Origin of the sequence: Mesorhizobium sp. M1409, assembly GCF_040317535.1 — a bacterium.
GTDB lineage: Bacteria > Pseudomonadota > Alphaproteobacteria > Rhizobiales > Rhizobiaceae > Mesorhizobium.
Genome location: NZ_JAMYKV010000045.1, coordinates 24887 through 44076, shown reverse-complemented (window position 1 = coordinate 44076; position 19190 = coordinate 24887). Strand labels below are relative to the sequence as shown.

Genomic DNA, 19190 nt, shown 5'->3' with positions numbered 1-19190 from the left:
TGTGGCTTTATTTCCTACGGGAGCGCATGCCGAAGCCGATGTCCGGCTCCGGATCAGGCTCCAGCCTTTCGACCTTACTTGAACACCTTGTCGGGTGCATCGAGACTGTCGGACCCCTCGAAGGCGATGGTGCTGAGCTTCAGGGAGCCAACGGCTCGTTCGATCGACTTGGTCTGGTCGATCAGCGCGTCGATCGCTGCCTGCACGGCGGCATTGCCTTGCGTGTTGCCCTCGGCGATCTGCTGGTCATAGGCCTCGCCGGCCAGTGCCCGCGCCTTGATCGCCTCCATCTTGGCGACCGTGACATCGAGCTTGTCCGACAGCTCCTTGTCGATCGCCGGATCGGCTGCTTTCACCATATCGGCCACCGAGGGACCCGAAACGACGGTGCCGTCGAGGCTGGTATAGTTGGCATGGTAAGCAGCGCGAATGCCGATGGCGTCGTAGAGATGCGAGTTGTAGGTGTTGTCGGAGAAGCAGTCATGCTCCTCTTCCGGATCGTGCAGCAGCAGGCCGAGCTTCATGCGTTCGCCGGCCAGTTCGCCGTAGGACAGCGAGCCCATGCCGGTGAAGATCGTCGAGATGGCGGTGTTCGGCTCGCCGTCCACGAGGCTCTTGCGGGCAGCGCCGTCTTCCTTCCAGTTGCCGACCATCTCCTGCAGATCGGAGACCAGAAGATCGCTGGCCGACTTCAGATACTGGGCGCGACGATCGCAATTACCGCCGGTGCAATTCTTGAGGTCGTAATCGGTGTAGGGGCGCTCGCCGGCGCCCGGGCCGGTGCCATGCAGGTCCTGGCCCCAGAGCAGGAATTCGATGGCGTGGTAGCCGGTGGCGACATTGGCCTCGACGCCGCCGGCTTCCTGCAGCGTGCCGGAGAGGAATTCCGGTGTCAGGTTCGAAGCATCGACCTTCTTGCCGTTGATCTCGATCTCCTTGTTGGCGATCACATTGGCCGTATAGAGCGAGTTCGCGTCCGATTCGGTGCCGTAGCTCTTGGCGACATAGTCTATCAGGCCTTCGTCCAGCGGCCAGGAATTCACCTTGCCTTCCCAGTCGTCGACGATCTTGTTGCCGAAACGGTAGACCTCGGTCTGCTGGTAGGGAACGCGCGATGCCTTCCAGGCGTCGCGGGCCGCATTGAGCGTTTCCGCAGAGGGGTTGGCGAGCAGCGCATCGACTGCCTTGTCGAGCGCCTGCGCGGTGGTCAGCGAATCCTCATACTTGGCGAGCGCGATGTCGGAATAGGTCTTGATGACCGCCTTCGCATCGGTTTCCGCCTTGGCCGGCAACACGAACACCGCCGCCGTCAGCAGGGCCGTGGCGCCGATCGCGGCAAACCTGCCGCCATATCGTGCTGTCATAATCACTCTCCAGTTTCTCGGAAATTCTGTAAATGGCGCACGCGGCAACGGGCGCCTGGCGATCTGCAAGCCATTGGGCGCAAGAGATGCCGCGCCATCGCGCGGTTCGCGGAAGAAAGACACCAAAATGCCTCCAATCGAAAGGGTTCAAGGCCCAGACATTAAAGGGATGCGCTGACGCGCGAGCTTCCATAAAGCTGCGACATCGCCGGATGTCAATGGAGATCAGCAAGAAAAATCAATTGAAACAATAGTTTAGAATTATTCTAAACTACAACTATCAACTTTATCCCTTGCCTGCACCGGTCTTGCGGACGAACTGTACGATTGACAGCCGCCATCCCGGGTGCGACCCGCAAAAGCTCTCTTGCGGCGGCGCCAGACAATTGCCACTTGGCGGGACATCCTAGACTCTTATCAGGATTGCAATGCGATGAAGAACGGTGTGGTCATTGTCGGCGCGGGACATGCGGGCGTGCAAGCGGCCGCAAGCTTGCGCGAGGACGGCTATGACGGGCCGGTGATCCTCGTCGGCGACGAGAACGAACTGCCCTACCACAAGCCGCCGCTGTCGAAGACCTTCATCAAGGATGCCGAGGCCAAACCGCAACCCTTGCGCGGCGAGGCCTTCTACACCGGCAGCGCCATCGACTATCGGCCGGGCGTCAGGATCGATCGCATCGATGCCGAACGCCGCAGCCTGGATGTTGCCGGCGGCGGCGCACTTGCTTTCGATCACCTGATCCTGGCGACCGGCTCGCGCCCACGTATCCTACCGTTGCCAGGCTCCGATCTCTCCGGCGTGCTGTCGCTGCGCTCGCTCGCCGATGCGCGGCTGATCCGTGAACTGAGCGCCCGGAGCGACGAGGTCGTGATCCTCGGCGGCGGCTTCATCGGGCTGGAGATCGCCGCGACGCTGAGGGCCGCCGGCCGCACGGTGACCGTGGTCGAAGCGCTGGACCGGCTGCTCGGCCGCGCCGTGGCGCCGGTCGTGGCGAGCCATGTGCGCCAACGGCTGGAAGCGACAGGCGTGCGCGTCCTCACCGGCACCTCGATTGCAAGGCTCGAAGGCGAAAACGGCCATGTCACGGCAGCGATGACTTCGTCAGGCGAAAGGCTGCCGGCGCGCATGGTCATCGTCGGCATCGGCGCCGTGCCGAATGTCGAACTGGCGCGGACAGCAGGCCTTAGCATCGCCAACGGCATCCGCGTCGATCACCAGATGCGCACTTCGGCGCCTGAAATCCTCGCCATCGGCGACGCTGCCTCCTACCGGCACTGGTTCACCGGCGGCGACGTGCGGCTGGAATCGGTGCAGAATGCCACCGACCAGGCGCGGCTTGCCGCGCGTACGATCACCGGCCATGCCGACGCCTATTCGGCGGTACCGTGGTTCTGGTCCGATATCGGCGACATGAAATTGCAGATGGTCGGCCTGACCGCCGGTGGCGACCACCATGTCGTGCTGGGCGACCTGCCAGACAACAAATTCTCGATCTATCACTATGCTGGCGACCGGCTGCTCGGCATCGAATCCGTCAACCGTCCCGGCGACCACATGCTTGGCCGCAAAATGCTCGGCGCCGGCTTCTCGCCGACGCCGGAAACGATCGCGGCAGGCCCCGAGGGCCTGAAAGCGGCGTTGGCCGCGTATCAGGACATGGAGCCAGTCAAGGCCAGTGCTTAGGATTGCCAATTTTTGCCATACGCAATAAAATGCCTGAATGAGCACCATGAATATCTCACTGCCCGACAGCTTGAAGCATTTTGTCGATCAGCAAGTGACGGATCGCGGCTATGGCACGAGCAGCGAGTATGTGCGTGAATTGATCCGCCACGATCAGGATCGTCAACTTCTGCGCGGTTTGCTCCTCGAGGGCGCATCATCCGCGCCGGGCGCTCCCGTAGACGATGACTATTTCGCCGCGCTGAGAAAACGAGCGCAGAGCCAATAAATTAAGTGGCCACGAAGGCAATTGTTCCTCGAGGCCTTGCTCTGCGGGATATCGAGGACGCCGTTGATTATTATGCACGCGAAGTTGGTTCGCATATGGCGTTGGGCTATATCGAGGACCTTCAAAACGCCTACAAACTGATAGCCCGCCATCCGGCATCGGGCTCTCTCAGGTATGGTTATGAAATTGGATTGCCTGGGCTGCGTAGCGTGCAACTCAAGCGCTACCCATACCTGATTTTCTATCTTGAGCAGATCGACCATATCGATGTGTGGCGGGTCCTGCACGCCAAGATGGACATTCCAGCCTGGTTACAGAATCCAAGCTCCTGACGGCACGTTCACCCGCTCGCGAGGCCGTCAGGAGAAATGGGCGCCCGATCAAGCAGCGCAGACTTCGCGGATCGAGCTTTCCAGGATGTCGAGCGCCTCGTTCATGACGCTGTCCTGGATGGTGATCGGCGCCAGGAAGCGGATGACGTTTCCATAGACGCCGCAGGTCAGCAGGATCAGGCCCTTGTCGAGCGCCTTCAGCCTGATCGCGTTGGCGATCTCGGCCGACGGCAGGCCCTTCTTGACGTCGTTGAACTCGACCGCGTTCATGAAACCGAGGCCTCTGATGTCGACGATCTCGGGCACGTCGTCGCGGATCGACTGCAGCCGCTGCTTCAGCCTTGCACCCAGCGTGTTGGCGCGGTCGCACAGCTTTTCGTCATCGATGACGTCGAGCACGGCGTGCGCCGCGGCGACGCCGATCGGGCTGCCGCCATAGGTGCCGCCGAGTCCGCCGGGGCCGGGCGCATCCATGATTTCGGCGCGGCCGGTGACCGCGGCCAGCGGGAAACCGCCGGCCAGGCTCTTGGCCATGGTGGTGATGTCGGCCGCCACCTCATGGTGATCCATCGCAAACATCTTGCCGGTGCGGGCAAAGCCGGTCTGCACCTCGTCGGCGATCAGAAGCATGCCGTGCTGGTCGCAAAGCTTGCGCAGCGCCGTCAGGAACTCGCGCGGCGCGTCGTAGAAGCCACCCTCGCCCTGGACCGGCTCGATAATGATGGCGGCAACACGGGCCGGGTCGACATCGGCCTTGAACAGGCGGTCGAGGGCGGCCAGCGAATCGGCGACCGATACGCCATGCAGCGGCACTGGGAACGGCGCGTGATAGACGTCGCCCGGCATGGCGCCGAAGCCGACCTTGTAGGGCACGACCTTGCCGGTCAGCGCCATGCCCATGAAGGTGCGGCCGTGGAAGCCGCCGGCAAAGGCGATGACCGCCTGGCGGCCGGTGGCGTTGCGGGCGATCTTGATAGCGTTCTCGACCGCCTCGGCGCCGGTGGTGACGAAGATCGTCTTCTTCTCGAACTTGCCGGGCAGCATGCCGTTCAGCCGTTCGGCCAGCCGCACATAGCTTTCGTAGGGCACCACCTGATGGCAGGTGTGGGTGAAGCGGTCGAGCTGCGCCTTGACCGCCGCGATCACCTTGGGATGACGATGACCGGTGTTGACGACGGCGATGCCCGACGAGAAGTCGATGTAGCGACGGCCTTCGACATCCCAGATTTCCGAATTCTCGGCCCGGTCGGCATAGATCTGCGTGGTCATGCCGACGCCGCGCGAGATCGCTTGGTTCTTGCGTTCGGAGATGGCTGAATTCTTCATGGTGTCCTCATCGGGCCGGCGCCCTTCTTGTTTGATGCCGCTGACACGTCTTCTGACCTTATTTCACGTTTTCCTCAAGTCGGCACCACCGGCAGGCGATTGGGCCTGTGATCCCGGCTTAACCAGTCGACCGATACGCGTGCGAGGGAGGTTCCCTTTTCCAAGGGATCGATTATCTTCGGACGGGCCTGCGGGGCTCCGCACTGGGAACGTCCCACGCAGGCAGGGAAGCCATGACAAGGAACGCGACATCGTCCGCCTTGCAATCACCGCGTTCCGGCCCTTTGCCGTTTCGAAACACCTCGATCCTTGCCTGCGCGATGGCCGGCCTGCTTCTCGCCGGCTGCCAGAAGCAGGAGGCGGCCGAACACAAGCTGCCGATCATGGTGCGTACCGCCGAGGTCGAAATCTCCAGCTACGCACCGACCACGTCGCTGACCGGGGTCATCGCGGCCCGCACGATGAATAATCTGGCTTTCCGGGTCGGCGGCCGTGTCGCCGAACGGCTGGTGGAGATCGGCCAGCATGTCGACAAGGGCACGCTTTTGGCCCGCATCGACCCGCAGGAACAGGAATCGGATCTGCGCTCTGCGCAGGCCGATCTCGACGCAGCACAGGCGCAGTTGACGCAGGCATCCGCCGCCTTCGAGCGCCAGAAGACGCTGCTCGCGCAGGGCTTCACGACGCGCCGCGACTATGATCAGGCAGCACAGGCGCAGAGCGTGGCGCAAGGCAGCGTCCAGCAGGCGCGGAGCGCGCTCGACAATGCCCGGGAGAGCTTCACCTTCACCGAGTTGCGGGCCGGCGCGCCCGGTGTCGTCACCGCCCGCGCGGTTGAAGCCGGCCAGGTGGTGCAAGGGGCACAAACAGTCTTCACCATCGCCGAGGACGGCGACCGCGACGCAGTCTTCAATGTCCACGAAACGCTGGTCGCCGGCAGCTCGATGGCACCACCACCAGTGTCGATCACGCTGGTGTCGGATCCATCAGTGAAGGCGACAGGCAAGGTGCGCGAGATTTCGCCGGTGGTCGACGCCGCCTCGGCTTCGGTTCGGGTCAAGGTCGCCATTCCCGAGACCCCTGCCGCCATGCCGCTCGGCGCCGCCGTCATCGGCACGGTCAGTGCCGCGCCGGTGAAGGCCGTAATCCTGCCTTGGCAGGCGCTGACCTCCAGCGACGGCAAGCCAGCGGTCTGGCTCGTCGACCCGGCTTCCAAGGCGGTCACCATCGCGCCGGTGGACATCCTTGCCTATGATTCCGGTGTCATCGTCGTCGATAAGGGGCTCAAGCCCGGCCAGCACGTCATCACCGCCGGCGGTCAGTTGCTCAGTCCCGGCCAGACGGTCGAAATCGCCGGAGCGGCAACACAATGAACCGGCCGGCGCGCATGATCGCCCTGTCGGCGCTGGTTGTTGTCGGCGCCTGTTCGGCGGAGCCGGAAAAAACGCCTGAAATCGTCCGGCCGGTGCTTTCGGTGGTGATCGAACCGCGCACCAACCAGACGCTTGGCTTCGCCGGCGTCGTCGAGCCGGAATTCAGCGCCAACCTTGCCTTCCGCCTGCTTGGCCGCGTCGTCAGCCGCGATGTCGATGTCGGCGATCTCGTCACCAAGGGCACGACGATCGCCACGCTCGATCCGACGGCGCTGGAATTGGCCGTTCAGGCAGCCAAGGCTGGCCTCTCCAACGCGCAGGCGGAATTCACCAATGCTTACGCCAGCGAGGAGCGCCAGCGCGCATTGCTGGCAGACAAGAACACCTCGCAGGCCACCTATGAGGCAGCCCAGCAGGCACGGCAAGCCGCGCAGGCCAATGTCGAGCGCGCCAGGGCGGCGCTGGCTAAATCTCAGGAGCAGCTTGGCTATGCCCGCCTGTTTTCGGATTTCGATGGCGTCGTCACCGCCACCGGCGCCGAAGTCGGGCAGACCGTATCGGCCGGCCAGACCGTGGTGACGGTGGCGCGCTCGGACGTGCGCGAAGCCGTCGTCGACATTCCCGACAAGTTGACCGGCGACCTGACCGACGGAACCGGCTTCGACGTCATCCTGCAGTCGCTGCCCTCGATCCGCACGGAGGCCAAATTGCGCGAGATCGCGCCGCAGGCCGATAGTTCGACCCGCACACGCCGCGTGCGCCTGACGCTGCTCAACGCGCCGGCCGCGTTCCGGCTCGGCTCGACCGTGACGGCGACACGGGTGACGGCGATCGACCCGACGATCGAACTGCCGCTGTCGGCGCTGCTCGAAAAGAATGGCAAGCAGCAGGTCTGGATCGTCGATGCGCAATCGAAGGTCGCCGTGCACGATATCCAGGTCGGCGCCAAACGCGGCGGCAGCTTCACGGTCACCGGTGGACTTGACGCGGGCATGCGCATCGTCACCGCCGGCGTGCACAGCCTGACAGCGGGCGAGACGGTCAAAATCCTGGAAGGAGCCACCAAGTGAAGGGGTTCAACCTCTCCGACTGGGCGCTCAGCCACCGTTCGCTGGTCTGGTATTTCATGCTGGTGTTCGTCGTCGCCGGCGTCTCGGCCTATCTTAATCTCGGCCGTGAGGAAGACCCGGCCTTCACCATCAAGACCATGCTGATCCAGGCCAACTGGCCGGGCGCCTCGGTCAATGAGACGGTGAGGCAGGTCACCGATCGCATCGAGAAAAAGCTGGAGGAGCTCGACAGCCTCGACTACAGCAAGTCGGTGACCACGGCCGGCAAGACCGTCGTCTTCGTCAACCTGAAGCCGTCGACTAAGGCGCGCGACGTGGCCCCGACCTGGGTGCGCATCCGCAACATGATCAACGACATCCGCGCCCAGTTTCCCGAGGGCGTGCAAGGTCCGTTCTTCAACGACAGTTTTGGCGACGTCTACGGCAATATTTACGCCTTCACGGCGGACGGGCTGACATCGCGCCAGTTGCGCGACTATGTCGAGCAGGCGCGCACCCAAATCCTGGCCGTGCCCAATGCCGGCAAGGTCGACCTGATCGGCGCCCAGAACGAGGCGATCTATCTCGAATTCTCGACCCGCCAGATCGCGGCCCTTGGCCTGAACCAGCAGGCGATCGTGGCCAGCCTGCAGGCACAGAACGCGATTGCGCCTTCCGGTGTCATCGAGACCGGCCCCGAACGCGTCAGCGTGCGCGTCTCGGGCCAGTTCACGTCGGAAGAAAGCCTGCGTGCCATCAATCTGCGCGTCAACGACCGCTTCTTCCGGCTGAGCGATGTGGCGACCATCACCCGCGGCTATGCCGACCCGCCGACGGCGTTGTTCCGGTTCAACGGCGAGGATGCGATCGGGCTAGCCATCGGCATGAAGCCTAACGCCAATCTGCTCGACTTCGGCAAGGCGCTGAAGGTCGAGATGGACAAGATCGTCGCCGACCTGCCGATCGGCGTCGGCGTGCATCTGGTCGCCGACCAGCCTGTCATCGTCGAGGAAGCGGTCTCGGGCTTCACCCGCGCGCTGTTCGAGGCGGTCGCCATCGTGCTCGCGGTGTCCTTCATCAGCCTTGGCGTGCGCGCCGGCTTCGTCGTGGCGCTGTCGATCCCGCTGGTGCTGGCCATCACCTTCCTGTTCATGGACTATCTCGGCATCTCCCTGCAGCGTATTTCGCTGGGCGCGCTGATCATCGCGCTCGGCCTGCTGGTCGACGACGCCATGATCGCCGTCGAGATGATGGTGGCCAGGCTGGAAGCCGGCGACAATCTGCGCAAGGCGGCGACCTATGTCTACACCTCGACCGCGTTTCCGATGCTTACCGGAACGCTGGTGACGGTCACCGGCTTCATCCCCATCGGCCTCAACAACAGCGCGGCGGGCGAATACACCTACACGCTGTTCGTCGTCATCGCCGTGTCGCTTTTGGTGTCATGGATCGTGGCGGTGCTGTTTGCGCCGCTGCTCGGCGTCACCATCCTGCCGGCGACGATGAAACAGAAGCATCATGACAAGCCCGGCCGCTTCACCTCGCTGTTCCGCAGCGTGCTGGTCGGATCGGTGCGCCGCCATTGGCTGACGATCATTGGCACGGTGCTGTTGTTCGCCGCCTCGATCGTCGGCATGGGCTATGTCCAGCAGCAGTTCTTCCCGTCCTCCGACCGGCCGGAACTGATCGTCGACTGGAACCTGCCGCAGAACTCTTCGATCGCCGAGACGCGCGACCAGATGGAGCGGTTCGAGAAGGCAGCCCTTGCCGGCAACCCTGATATCGACCACTGGAGTTCCTATATCGGCCAGGGCGCGGTGCGCTTCGTGCTGGCCTATGACGTGCAGCCGGCCAATCCCTATTTCGGCCAGACCGTCATCGTCACCAAGGACGTCGAAGCCCGCGACAGGGTGAAGGCGGCAATCGAGACGATGCTGCGCGACGACTTCGTCGGCACCGACGCCTTCGTCAAGACGCTCGAACTCGGCCCGCCTGTCGGCCGACCGGTGCAATACCGCGTCAGCGGCCCCGACATCCAGACGGTGAGGACGCTGTCGCAACAGCTGGCCGGCGTCATCTCGGCCAACCCGAAGCTCGGCGCGCCGACCTTCGACTGGAACGAGCCGTCGCGGGTCCTGAAAGTGGATGTGCTGCAGGACAAGGCGCGCCAACTCGGCGTCACCTCCTCGGACATTTCCAATGCGCTGAACAGCGTGGTCGGCGGCGTCACCATCACCCAGGTGCGCGACGCCACCTACCTCATCAACGTCGTGGCGCGGTCACGCGATGCCGAACGCGGCTCGATCGAGACGCTGCGCAACATGCAATTGCCGACCGGTGCCGGCGAATCCATCCCGCTCGCCGCCGTCGCCAACTTCCACTACGAGCTGGAGCAGCCGACAGTCTGGCGGCGCAGCCGCGTGCCGACGATCACGGTGCGCGCCGGACTGGTCGGCGACGCGCTGCCGGCGACCGTGGTCGACGAGCTGAAACCTTCGGTCGATGCCTTCATCGGCAAGCTGCCGGTCGGCTATGCCATCGCCACGGCCGGCTCGGTCGAGGAAAGCGCCAACAGCCAAGGCCCGATCGCGGCGGTCGTGCCGCTGATGCTTTTCATCATGGCGACGATCCTGATGGTCCAGCTGCAAAGCTTCCAGCGCCTGTTCCTGGTGGTTGCCGTCGCACCGCTTGGGCTGATCGGCGTGGTCGCGGCCTTACTGCCGAGCGGCGCCCCGCTGGGCTTCGTCGCCATCCTCGGCGTGCTGGCGCTGATCGGCATCCTGATCCGCAACTCGGTCATCCTGATCGTGCAGATCGAGGATCTGGTCGCCGAAGGCAAGGACCGCTGGGCGGCCGTCATCGAAGCCACCGAACACCGCATGCGGCCGATCGCGCTGACGGCCGCCGCGGCCAGCCTGGCACTGATCCCGATCGCGCGCGAGGTGTTCTGGGCGCCTATGGCGTTCGCCATGATGGGCGGCATCATCGCCGGCACGGCGATCACGCTGCTGTTCCTGCCGGCGCTCTATGTCGCCTGGTTCAGGATCAAGGAGCCGAAGCAAGCGCCGGACAACACTGCGCCGACCGGTGATGCCATCGCGGAAGGGGGAGTGGCTTGAGGGCAAGTTGCGAGTAGCGCCGCGTGAAGGAACGCGACTTAAGCGATAGAGGCTACGCCCGCACAAACCCGTCGCTGGCTCGCAATAGGTTTCGCGTGTAGTCCTTGGTCACGCGGCGCTCGACGAGATCCGCCGCCGCGAGATTTTCCACCGCCTCGCCGCTTTGCATCACCATCAGCCGCTCGCACATATGGGTGATGATAGCGAGGTCGTGGCTGACCATCAGGAAGGTCAGCTTGCGCCGCCGGCGGACCTCTTCCAACAGGTTGAGCACTTCCGCCTGCACCGAGGCATCGAGCGCCGAGGTCGGCTCGTCGAGCAGCAGGATGGACGGTTCGAGGATGAGCGCGCGCGCGATCGCCACGCGCTGACGTTGGCCGCCGGAGAGTTGGTGCGAATAACGGAACCGAAAGCCGTTTCCCAAGCCAACCTCGTCGAGCGCCCGCTGGATGCGCTTTTCGCCGTCGGCAAAACCATGGATGGCAAGCGGCTCCTGCAGCAGGCGGTCGACGGTCTGGCGCGGGTGCAGCGAGCCGTAGGGATCCTGGAAGACCATCTGGACTTCGCGATAAAAGGCTTTGTCGCGGCGCGCGCCAAGCGTCTTGCCGTTGACGGTGATGCTGCCCGAAGCGACCGGTGCGAGGCCAGCGATGGCCCGCAACAGCGTCGACTTGCCGGAACCGGATTCACCGACCAGGCCAAAGGATTCGCCCGGCTGCACGTCGAGGCTGACACCCTTCAGCGCGCGAAAACGATCGAAGATCACTTCCAGCCCGTCGACGGCAATCGCAGACGTCATGCCGCCCACTCCGGCTTGCGGTCGAGCACCGGCAGCGGGTGACGGTCGGCACCGATCTTGGGCATGCAGTTGAGCAGGCCGCGGGTGTAGGGATGCTGGGCGCGGCCGAGTTCCGAGGCTTTGAGCTGCTCGACCACCTTGCCCGCATACATGACGATGACGCGGTCGCAGAAGGACGAGACCAGGCGCAAATCGTGCGAGATGAAGATCAGCCCCATGCCGCGCTCGCCGACCAGCCGATCGAGGATGCCGAGCACGTCGAGCTGCACGGTGACGTCAAGTGCCGAGGTCGGCTCGTCGGCGATCATCATTTCCGGCCCGGCGATCAGCATCATGGCGATCATGGCGCGCTGGCCCATGCCGCCCGATACTTCATGCGGATGCAGGTCGAAGACGCGGGCCGGATCGCGGATCTGCACCGCCTCCAGCATCGCCAGTGCGCGGTCGCGCGCCTCGGCCTTGCCGACCTTCTCATGCGTGCGCAGCGTCTCGACGATCTGGCGGCCGATGCTCATCACCGGGTCGAGCGAATATTTCGGATCCTGCAGGATCATGGCGATGCGCTTTCCCCGCAGCGACCGGCGTTCGCGTGGCGAGACGCTGAGCAGGTCAATGCCGTCGAAAGCCAGCTTGTCGGCCGATATCCGCGCCTGCGGCGGCGTCAGGCCCATGATGGCGCGGCCGGTCTGCGATTTGCCCGAGCCGGACTCGCCGACGATGCCGAGCCGCTCGCGGCCAAGCGAGAAGGAGACGCCGCGCACCGCCTCGATCAGCCCGGTGCGGGTCGGGAAGGTGACGCGCAGATCCTCTACGTCGAGCAACGCGCTCTTTGATCGCTGCTGATTGGGGTCGCCGCTCATTGGTCACCACTCCGGGGATCGAGCGCGTCGCGCAGCCCGTCGCCGAGCAGGTTGAAGCCAAGGCTGACGATCAGGATGGCGAAGCCTGGCGCACCGGCCACCCACCACTGATCGAGCACGAAACGGCGCCCCGAAGCGATCATCGTGCCCCATTCCGGCAGCGGTGGCTGCGCGCCTAGGCCGAGGAAGCCGAGACCGGCTGCGGTTAGGATGATGCCGGCCATGTCGAGCGTCACCCTGATGATCAGCGAGGAGATGCAGAGCGGCATGATGTGACGCAGCACGATGCGGAAGGGCGAGGCGCCCATCAGCTGCACCGCCTTGATGTAATCGGAATTGCGTACTGTCAGGGTTTCGGCGCGCGCAATACGGGCGTAAGGCGGCCAGGAGGTGATGGCAATGGCCAGCACCGCGTTCTCGATGCCGGGGCCAAGCGCCGCGACAAAAGCCAGTGCCAGGATCAGCTTGGGGAAGGCGAGGAAGATGTCGGTGATGCGCATCAGTATGGCGTCGGTCCAGCCGCCGGCATAGCCGGCGACGGTGCCGACCAGAAGGCCGATGGGCGCGGCGATGATGGCAACAAGGATGACCACATAAAGTGTCCAGCGCGAGCCGTAGAGGATGCGCGAAAGGATGTCGCGGCCGAGATCGTCGGTGCCGAACCAGTGCTCGGCGCTCGGCGCCAGCAGACGTGCGTTCTTCAGGTCGCCAAACGTCGGCGAATAGGGCGCCAGCACGTCGGCAAGGGCGGCAACGACCAGCAAGGCGATGATGATGAGCAGGCCGAGAAACGCCAGCCGGTTGGCGGAAAAGCGCCGCCACGCCACATAGGCGCGGCCAAGCCTCGCCTGCATGCGCGACGCCGGACGCTCGCTGAGCAGCCAATCGCGACGGCTCTGGATGGTCTCGACGCTCATGCGGACTTCGTCCTCGGATCGAGCACGCGGTAGAGCAGGTCGGAGAGCAGGTTGATGGCGATGAACACCGAGCCGATGACGATGGTGCCGCCGAGCACGGCATTCATGTCGGCGTTCTGCAGCGAGTTGGTGATGTAGAGGCCGATACCGGGCCACGAGAAGACGGTCTCGGTCAGCACCGAACCTTCGAGCAGGCCGGCATAGGAGAGCGCGATTACCGTCACCATCGGCACCGCGGCGTTGCGCAATGCGTGGCCCCAGATGATGCGGGTTTCCGACAGGCCCTTGGCGCGTGCGGCGACGATGTATTCCTGCGACAGCTCGTTGAGCATGAACGAGCGCGTCATGCGGCTGATATAGGCGAGCGAGAAGTAGCCGAGCAGCGAGGCCGGCAGGATGATGTGGCGGAAAGCATCATAGAAAACATCCCACTGCCCCTGCCACAGGGAATCCAGCAGATAGAAACCAGTGATCGGCGTGAAGGTATATTCGTAGACGACGTCGAGCCTCGCCGGAAAAGCGACCCATTGCAGCTTGGCGTAGAACAGCACCAGCGCCAGCAGCCCGAGCCAGAAGATCGGCACGGAATAGCCGATCAGGCCGATGATGCGCACGATCTGGTCGATGAGGCTGCCGCGCCTGACTGCGGCCAGCACACCAAGCGGCACGCCGAACAGCGCGCCGATCAGCGTTCCCAGCGTCGCCAGTTCCGTCGTGGCCGGAAGTGCCCGGCGAATGTCGGTCATGACCGGGTTTGTGGTCAGCACGGAGACGCCGAAATTACCGTTCAGGGCATTCTTCACATAAATATAGAACTGTTCGATCAACGGCAGGTCGAGGCCCATCTCGCGGCGCGTGCGCTCGACGACATTGGCCGGCGCCCGGTCGCCGAGCACCGCCAGCACCGGGTCGATCGGGATGACACGGCCGATGAAGAAGGTCACCGCAAGCAGACCAAGATAGGTCGTGATCGCGATGACCAGGAAGCGGCCGAGCGATGATGCAATGGCGACGGCGCGGGCGCTGCCGCGCCCGCCCTCGTTTTCAACCGCGCTCATGCGGCGCGTCCGCGGCGTTATTCTTTCGAGACCGACCCGACGAAGTTGGTGTCGAAGCTCGGGCCGAGCGCAAGGCCCTTGAGGTTCTTGCGCAGGCCAACCACTTCCAGCTGCTGGTGAATGATAACGAAGGGACTGGTGTCGAGGATCTTCTTCTCGAGATCCTTGTACATATCGGCGCGCTTGCCTGCGTCCTTCTCCAGCAGCGCTGCTTCCGTCTCCTTGGTCAGATCCGGAATGTCCCACGAGTTGCGCCAGGCAAGCGTGTGGGACTTGCCGGCATCCGAATTGTCCGGGTTCGAGGCGAAGGTCTGGGCATTCGAGTTCGGATCGAAATAATCCTGGCCCCAGTTGCCGATATAAATGTCGTGGTTGCGGGCGCGGTACTTGGTCAGCGTCTGCTTGCCGTCGCCCGGGATGATCTCAAGCTTGATCCCGGCCTGGCCAAGCGTCTGCTGGATCGATTCCGCCATGCCCGTCGTCGGCTGGCCGGTGCGTACGTCCATGGTTACGCTGAAACCGTCGGCCAGACCGGCCTTGGCCAACAATTCCTTGGCTTTGGCGACGTCGAGCTTGAACGGATTCTCGTCGAGTTCGCCGAGCACGCCCTTGGGCAGGAAGGTCTGGTGGATCTCACCGATGCCCTTGAGGATGGTCGAGCTCAAGGCATCATAGTCGACCAGATACTTGAACGCCTGGCGGACCTCGGGCTTGGCGAGATTCGGGTTTTTCTGGTTGAGGCTGATATAGTAGACCGTGCCCTTCGGCGCGCTGGTGGTGGTGAGGTCGGCGTTCTTGGCGATGGCGTCGAGATCGTTCGGCTCGAGATTGCGGGCGACGTCGATGTCGCCGGCTTCGAGCGCCAGGCGCTGGGCCGAGCTTTCCTTCATATTGCGATAGATGACGCGGGCTAGCTTGGCCTTTTCTCCGTAGTAATTGTCGTTGCGCTCCATGACGACGGCTTCGTTGGCGCGCCATTCGCGCAGCTTGAAGACGCCGGAGCCGGCATAGCCGGTCTTCAGCCAGGCATTGCCGAAATCATTGTCCCATTTGTAATCGGCGGTGGGTGCCGCGGTGACGACATGTTCCTTGACCAGCTTGCTGTCGACCACCGAGGCAACCGTTGCCGACAGGCAGTTCAGGACGAAGCTCGGCGCATAGGCCTTGTCGACGGTGAACTGGAAGGTTCCATCGTCGACCGCCTTGGCCTTTTCGGTGACGTTGTCGCCGCTGATGCCGAACTGGCCGATGATGAAGGCCGGGCTCTTGTCGAGCTTTACGGCGCGCTCGAACGAATAGGCGACGTCGGCCGCGGTGATCGGATTGCCGGATGCGAACTTCAGGCCGGGCTTGAGCTTGAAGGTGTAGGTCAAGCCATCGTCGGAGACGGTCCAGCTCTCAGCGAGATCGCCCTTGACCTTGGAGGTGTCGCTGAGGTCGAGACGGACCAGCAGATCATAGGTGTTGCCGGTGACCTCGGCGGTCGACAGCTCGAACGCCTCGCCGGGATCCATGGAGATGATGTCGTCGATCGCGAAACCTTCGACCAGCGTGTCGGCGGGCGTGACCGCACCGGCTGGCGCGCCCGCCAGAAGCAGCGCGGACATGGCTGCGCCCGCGAGCAAGATGCGGGAGCGTAGAGCAAACTTTTCCATCATCATCGTGATTGTTCCCTGTTTTGTTGTTTGTTGACCTGAGTTCCCGGCTCAGGGTTGCGGAATTCTTTTCGGGCCTGGAGACGGCCCGTCTGATCTCTTACCGTTGCGGTTTTTGTCCAGTTGGTCAACACCATATCCGGCGGCCTCGTGGCGGGCAACGAGCATTTATACGACGACTCATTGGGCCAGAAAGGCCGGTGGCCTGTCGGCGCCCAGGCCAGCCAGTCGAGGCGGCCGATCGAGAAAAACCTGCTGATTTCGGCGCTATTTCAGCGTGGCTACCAGGCCGGCATCGGGGAAGCAGGTTGCGGCGCGGCCGTTCTTGGCTTGCCACTTGCCGATCGAACGGCGGGTCTTGAAGCCGGGCAGTCCGTCGGCGCTGCCGACATCATAGCCCTTGGCCTCCAGCGCCCGTTGCAGGACGGCGATGTCGGAACGGTGGAGCCCGCCGACCGCGCCCCAGCTTCCTGCAAAATTCTGATCGCCATGGGCGATGCGATCGGCGCCATGGCCGATGAACAGCGCGTAGAGGTCGCTGGTGTTGTATTCCTTCAGCACATAGAAATTGGGGGTGGCGATGAAGGTCGGGCCGCTGCGTCCCGCCGGCATCAGCAGGAAACCCTCGGCCTTCATCTCGCTCGCCGGAAACGGTTTGCCGCCAACGCGTTTGATGCCCATTGCCGCCCACTCGGAGATCTTCTTGCCCTGGTCCGGGCCTTCCAGCGCGCAGGAAACCGCCTCGGGCACGGTCACCTCGAAACCCCAGCCGCGGCCCTTCACCCAGCCATAATGGACGAGGTAGTTGGCGATCGAAGCCAGTACATCCGGCGTCGAGCTCCAGATGTCGACGCGGCCGTCGCCATCGAAATCGACGGCATGTTTCAGGAACGAGGTCGGCATGAATTGCGGCTGGCCCAGCGCGCCGGCCCAGGATGATTTCATCGCGCCGACCGGAGCCAGCCCGCGCTCGACGATTTCGAGGGCGGCCAAGAGTTCGGTCCGAAAGAAATCCTTCTTGGTCGACATGAACGCCTTGGTCCCCAGCACCTCGAAGGCGTCGTAAGGCATCTTCGCCGCGCCGAAGCCGGTCTCACGGCCCCAGATCGCCAACAGCACTTCGCCTGGCACGCCATAGCGCTTTTCGATTGCCGCAAGTGTCCTGGCATTGGTGGCCTCACGCGCGCGTCCGCCCGCCGTCACCGCACGAACCGTCTTCTCGGCGAAATAGGCGCCGGGCGAGCCGAATTCGGCCTGGTGCTGTTTCCGCGGCGTGGTTGCCTTCTCGCCTGGCTTGACCAGGTCGGGCAGCTTCAGGTTGGGGTTGATGCCATCGAATGCGGCGTCGAAGGTTTTTTTGGAGATGCCTTTCGCCTTGGCTTGCGGCCAAAGGTCGTTCTGCAGCCAGGCGCGGAATTGGTCGTCGACCTTGGCGGCGGAGGCGGGAGCGGAAAGGAGGACCGCGAGAAGAACTGCAAAAAAGGAAAACAGAGCCAATCCGAGAGGTTTGCGTTCCTTCACACCCAGCCTCGAAGGACGCGCAGCAATCATGATCCGCACCCTCTCCCGTAGCTTTGTCAAAATGCCGTCCGCGAGCGCAGCGCCGCGGCCAGCGTGCCTTCGTCGAGATAGTCGAGCTCGCCGCCAACCGGCACGCCATGCGCCAGCCGTGTCACCTTGATGTCGAAGCCGGCCAGTTGGTCTGTCAGGTAATGCGCCGTGGTCTGGCCCTCGACCGTCGCGTTGACGGCGAGGATGATCTCCTTGACCTCGCCGCCGGCGACACGGTCGACCAGCGAGCGCATGTTGAGCTGGTCGGGACCTATGCCGTCGAGCGGCGACAGCGTCCCGCCGAGCACATGATAGCGCACATTCATCGCCGCCGCCCGCTCCAGCGCCCACAGATCGGAGACGTCCTCGACGACGATGATGGTGCCGGCGTCACGGCGCGGATCGGTACAGATCATGCACGGGTCCGACGTATCGACATTGCCGCAGGTCGAGCAGATGCGCACCTTGTCGGCCGCCTCGGCCATGGCGGCGGCGAGCGGCGACAGCAATTGTTCCTTCTTCTTGATCAGATGCAGGGCGGCACGCCTGGCCGAGCGGGGACCCAACCCAGGCACCTTGGCCAGGAGCTGGATCAGGCGTTCGATCTCGGGACCGGCGATTCGCTTGGACATCGCTCTGATCTAGAGCAATTCCAGGAAAAGTGCGAAGCGGTTTTCCGTCCGGAGTTGCGTCAAAACGAAAAGCTGGAGCGGTCACCGTTTCCGCGAAACGGTGAACCGCTCCAGGATTTTTCAGAGCGCTTTGAAACATCCCGTGTCCGCATGACCCGCCATATTGGCTTGGTGGACCATCGGGCGGACCATGGAGCGCGGATCAGTTGGTTTCGAGCGGCCGGCCCTGGCTGATAATCATCGCGCCGATGGCGTCGGTGTTCTCAGGCGTCGACTGGAATCCCATCGACGCCTCCTGCGGCGCGTTTTGAACCGAGGAGATGACCCTTGTGTTGAGGGTTCCGCCAAAACGGGCGGCATCCGGTTCTTCCATCGGCTCCTGCATCGCGACCACCATGGGCTCCGCCGAGACACGCGCGGATTTCGCGGGCGGCGCGGCGGCCGCGGTCACATAGGTCTGTTGGACAGCAGCGGATCGAACGGTTGCCGTCGTGTCCGGACGTGCCGGCTCGGCGGAAGCGACCATTATCACCGGTGCGGCCGGCTTCTCGGGCGCAGCCGAGGCAATGGCGACCCGCGGCTCATCCGGCAACGGCTGCCAGTTGCGGCCGCGCTTCTCATAGAAGGCATTGCCGCCGGCAACCATCGTGTAGTGCATGTTCTTGTAAGGGAAGCGCAGCCCGGCGGTGTGGAAATACATCGTATCTTTCAGCTTGGCCTTGCGCTCGCCCTTGAGCACGGCATCGGCGGCTTCCTCGACATCGGGCAGCGCTCGCGAATTCATCGGCCTCGTCATGACGCCAGGCGCGAACTGCCCGCGCTCGCCCACCACCTCGCAGATGGTGCTTCCGTGGTTGCCGGAGCGAAGCCGGTTCATCACCACCGTGCCGACGGCGATCATGCCGTCGCGGCTCGAGCGATTGGACTCGAAGAACATCGCCCGTTCCAGGCATTCCTTGTCCTTCGGCGTATGGCTGTAGGCCCGGGAACTCAGGAAACTCGGCGTGATGGCGTCGGTCAGGCTGGCGACGGACATGCCGTGCGAAGTGGTCTGGCTGCAGGCAGCCAAAAACAAGGGTGAAATGACGGCGCCGAGCAACAGCGGCGTCTTCCATCGCGTGGCAATCAACAGGTAACCCTCTCACTTCCATGCCCGCCCCCAGGCTGCGGCAAGAATGAGACACTTTCAGGCAAAAAGAT

The 19190-nt window shown here is 63.7% G+C and carries 16 protein-coding genes; 6 read left to right on the top strand and 10 right to left on the bottom strand.

What is annotated here, in order from left to right; genetic code table 11:
- Positions 1-74: 74 nt before the first annotated feature.
- On the bottom strand, positions 75-1364 hold the full coding sequence (locus NKG99_RS27310) for an imelysin family protein (RefSeq protein ID WP_352872119.1): 1290 nt from the start codon (positions 1362-1364) through the stop codon (positions 75-77).
- A 433-nt stretch (positions 1365-1797) separates the two neighbouring features.
- On the opposite strand from NKG99_RS27310, the gene NKG99_RS27305 reads away from it, so the two are divergent.
- Genes NKG99_RS27305 through NKG99_RS27295 form a run of 3 tightly spaced genes read left to right on the top strand, consistent with a single transcriptional unit; the run spans position 1798 to position 3651 of the window.
- The gene (locus NKG99_RS27305) at positions 1798-3051 is read left to right on the top strand and encodes an NAD(P)/FAD-dependent oxidoreductase (RefSeq protein WP_352872118.1); all 1254 of its coding nucleotides are present in this window, start codon (positions 1798-1800) and stop codon (positions 3049-3051) included.
- A 37-nt stretch (positions 3052-3088) separates the two neighbouring features.
- Complete coding sequence (locus NKG99_RS27300) at positions 3089-3319, top strand: type II toxin-antitoxin system ParD family antitoxin (protein ID WP_352872117.1); 231 nt, start codon at positions 3089-3091, stop codon at positions 3317-3319.
- 5 nt (positions 3320-3324) lie between these two features.
- On the top strand, positions 3325-3651 hold the full coding sequence (locus tag NKG99_RS27295; RefSeq protein WP_352872116.1) for a type II toxin-antitoxin system RelE/ParE family toxin: 327 nt from the start codon (positions 3325-3327) through the stop codon (positions 3649-3651).
- A 48-nt stretch (positions 3652-3699) separates the two neighbouring features.
- On the opposite strand, the gene NKG99_RS27290 is transcribed toward NKG99_RS27295, so the two are convergent.
- On the bottom strand, positions 3700-4977 hold the full coding sequence (locus NKG99_RS27290) for a 4-aminobutyrate--2-oxoglutarate transaminase (protein ID WP_352872114.1): 1278 nt from the start codon (positions 4975-4977) through the stop codon (positions 3700-3702).
- Positions 4978-5210: 233 nt separating this feature from the next.
- Between NKG99_RS27290 and NKG99_RS27285 the strand changes: the two genes are divergently transcribed.
- From NKG99_RS27285 to NKG99_RS27275, 3 genes are read left to right on the top strand one after another with little or no spacing between them, the layout of a single operon-like run.
- On the top strand, positions 5211-6350 hold the full coding sequence (locus tag NKG99_RS27285; RefSeq protein ID WP_352872113.1) for an efflux RND transporter periplasmic adaptor subunit: 1140 nt from the start codon (positions 5211-5213) through the stop codon (positions 6348-6350).
- Entirely contained in the window at positions 6347-7420 is a 1074-nt protein-coding gene (locus tag NKG99_RS27280; RefSeq protein ID WP_352872112.1) for an efflux RND transporter periplasmic adaptor subunit, read from the top strand. Before NKG99_RS27285 ends, NKG99_RS27280 begins: the two co-directional genes overlap by 4 nt.
- On the top strand, positions 7417-10518 hold the full coding sequence (locus NKG99_RS27275; RefSeq protein ID WP_352872110.1) for an efflux RND transporter permease subunit: 3102 nt from the start codon (positions 7417-7419) through the stop codon (positions 10516-10518). Before NKG99_RS27280 ends, NKG99_RS27275 begins: the two co-directional genes overlap by 4 nt.
- 52 nt (positions 10519-10570) lie before the next feature.
- On the opposite strand, the gene NKG99_RS27270 is transcribed toward NKG99_RS27275, so the two are convergent.
- The 8 genes from NKG99_RS27270 to NKG99_RS27235 all read right to left on the bottom strand — a co-directional run bounded on the left by NKG99_RS27270 (position 10571) and on the right by NKG99_RS27235 (position 19119).
- On the bottom strand, positions 10571-11317 hold the full coding sequence (locus NKG99_RS27270) for an ABC transporter ATP-binding protein (RefSeq protein ID WP_352872108.1): 747 nt from the start codon (positions 11315-11317) through the stop codon (positions 10571-10573).
- Positions 11314-12177: an ABC transporter ATP-binding protein gene (locus NKG99_RS27265; protein ID WP_352872107.1), complete on the bottom strand. Its 864-nt coding sequence runs from the start codon at positions 12175-12177 to the stop codon at positions 11314-11316. The genes NKG99_RS27270 and NKG99_RS27265 overlap by 4 nt, the downstream gene beginning before the upstream one ends.
- Positions 12174-13094 carry a nickel transporter permease gene (nikC, locus tag NKG99_RS27260; RefSeq protein WP_352872106.1) on the bottom strand — a complete coding sequence of 307 codons (921 nt, stop codon included), beginning with the start codon at positions 13092-13094 and terminating at the stop codon, positions 12174-12176. The genes NKG99_RS27265 and nikC overlap by 4 nt, the downstream gene beginning before the upstream one ends.
- Positions 13091-14152: an ABC transporter permease gene (locus tag NKG99_RS27255; RefSeq protein WP_352872104.1), complete on the bottom strand. Its 1062-nt coding sequence runs from the start codon at positions 14150-14152 to the stop codon at positions 13091-13093. The genes nikC and NKG99_RS27255 overlap by 4 nt, the downstream gene beginning before the upstream one ends.
- Positions 14153-14169: 17 nt before the next feature.
- Entirely contained in the window at positions 14170-15813 is a 1644-nt protein-coding gene (locus NKG99_RS27250; protein WP_352872103.1) for an ABC transporter substrate-binding protein, read from the bottom strand.
- A gap of 261 nt (positions 15814-16074) precedes the next feature.
- Complete coding sequence (locus tag NKG99_RS27245) at positions 16075-17358, bottom strand: lytic murein transglycosylase (RefSeq protein ID WP_352872102.1); 1284 nt, start codon at positions 17356-17358, stop codon at positions 16075-16077.
- Between the two features lie 26 nt (positions 17359-17384).
- Entirely contained in the window at positions 17385-17990 is a 606-nt protein-coding gene (recR, locus tag NKG99_RS27240; protein WP_352872101.1) for a recombination mediator RecR, read from the bottom strand.
- 202 nt (positions 17991-18192) lie between these two features.
- Entirely contained in the window at positions 18193-19119 is a 927-nt protein-coding gene (locus tag NKG99_RS27235; RefSeq protein WP_352872100.1) for a cell wall hydrolase, read from the bottom strand.
- Positions 19120-19190 lie beyond the last annotated feature (71 nt).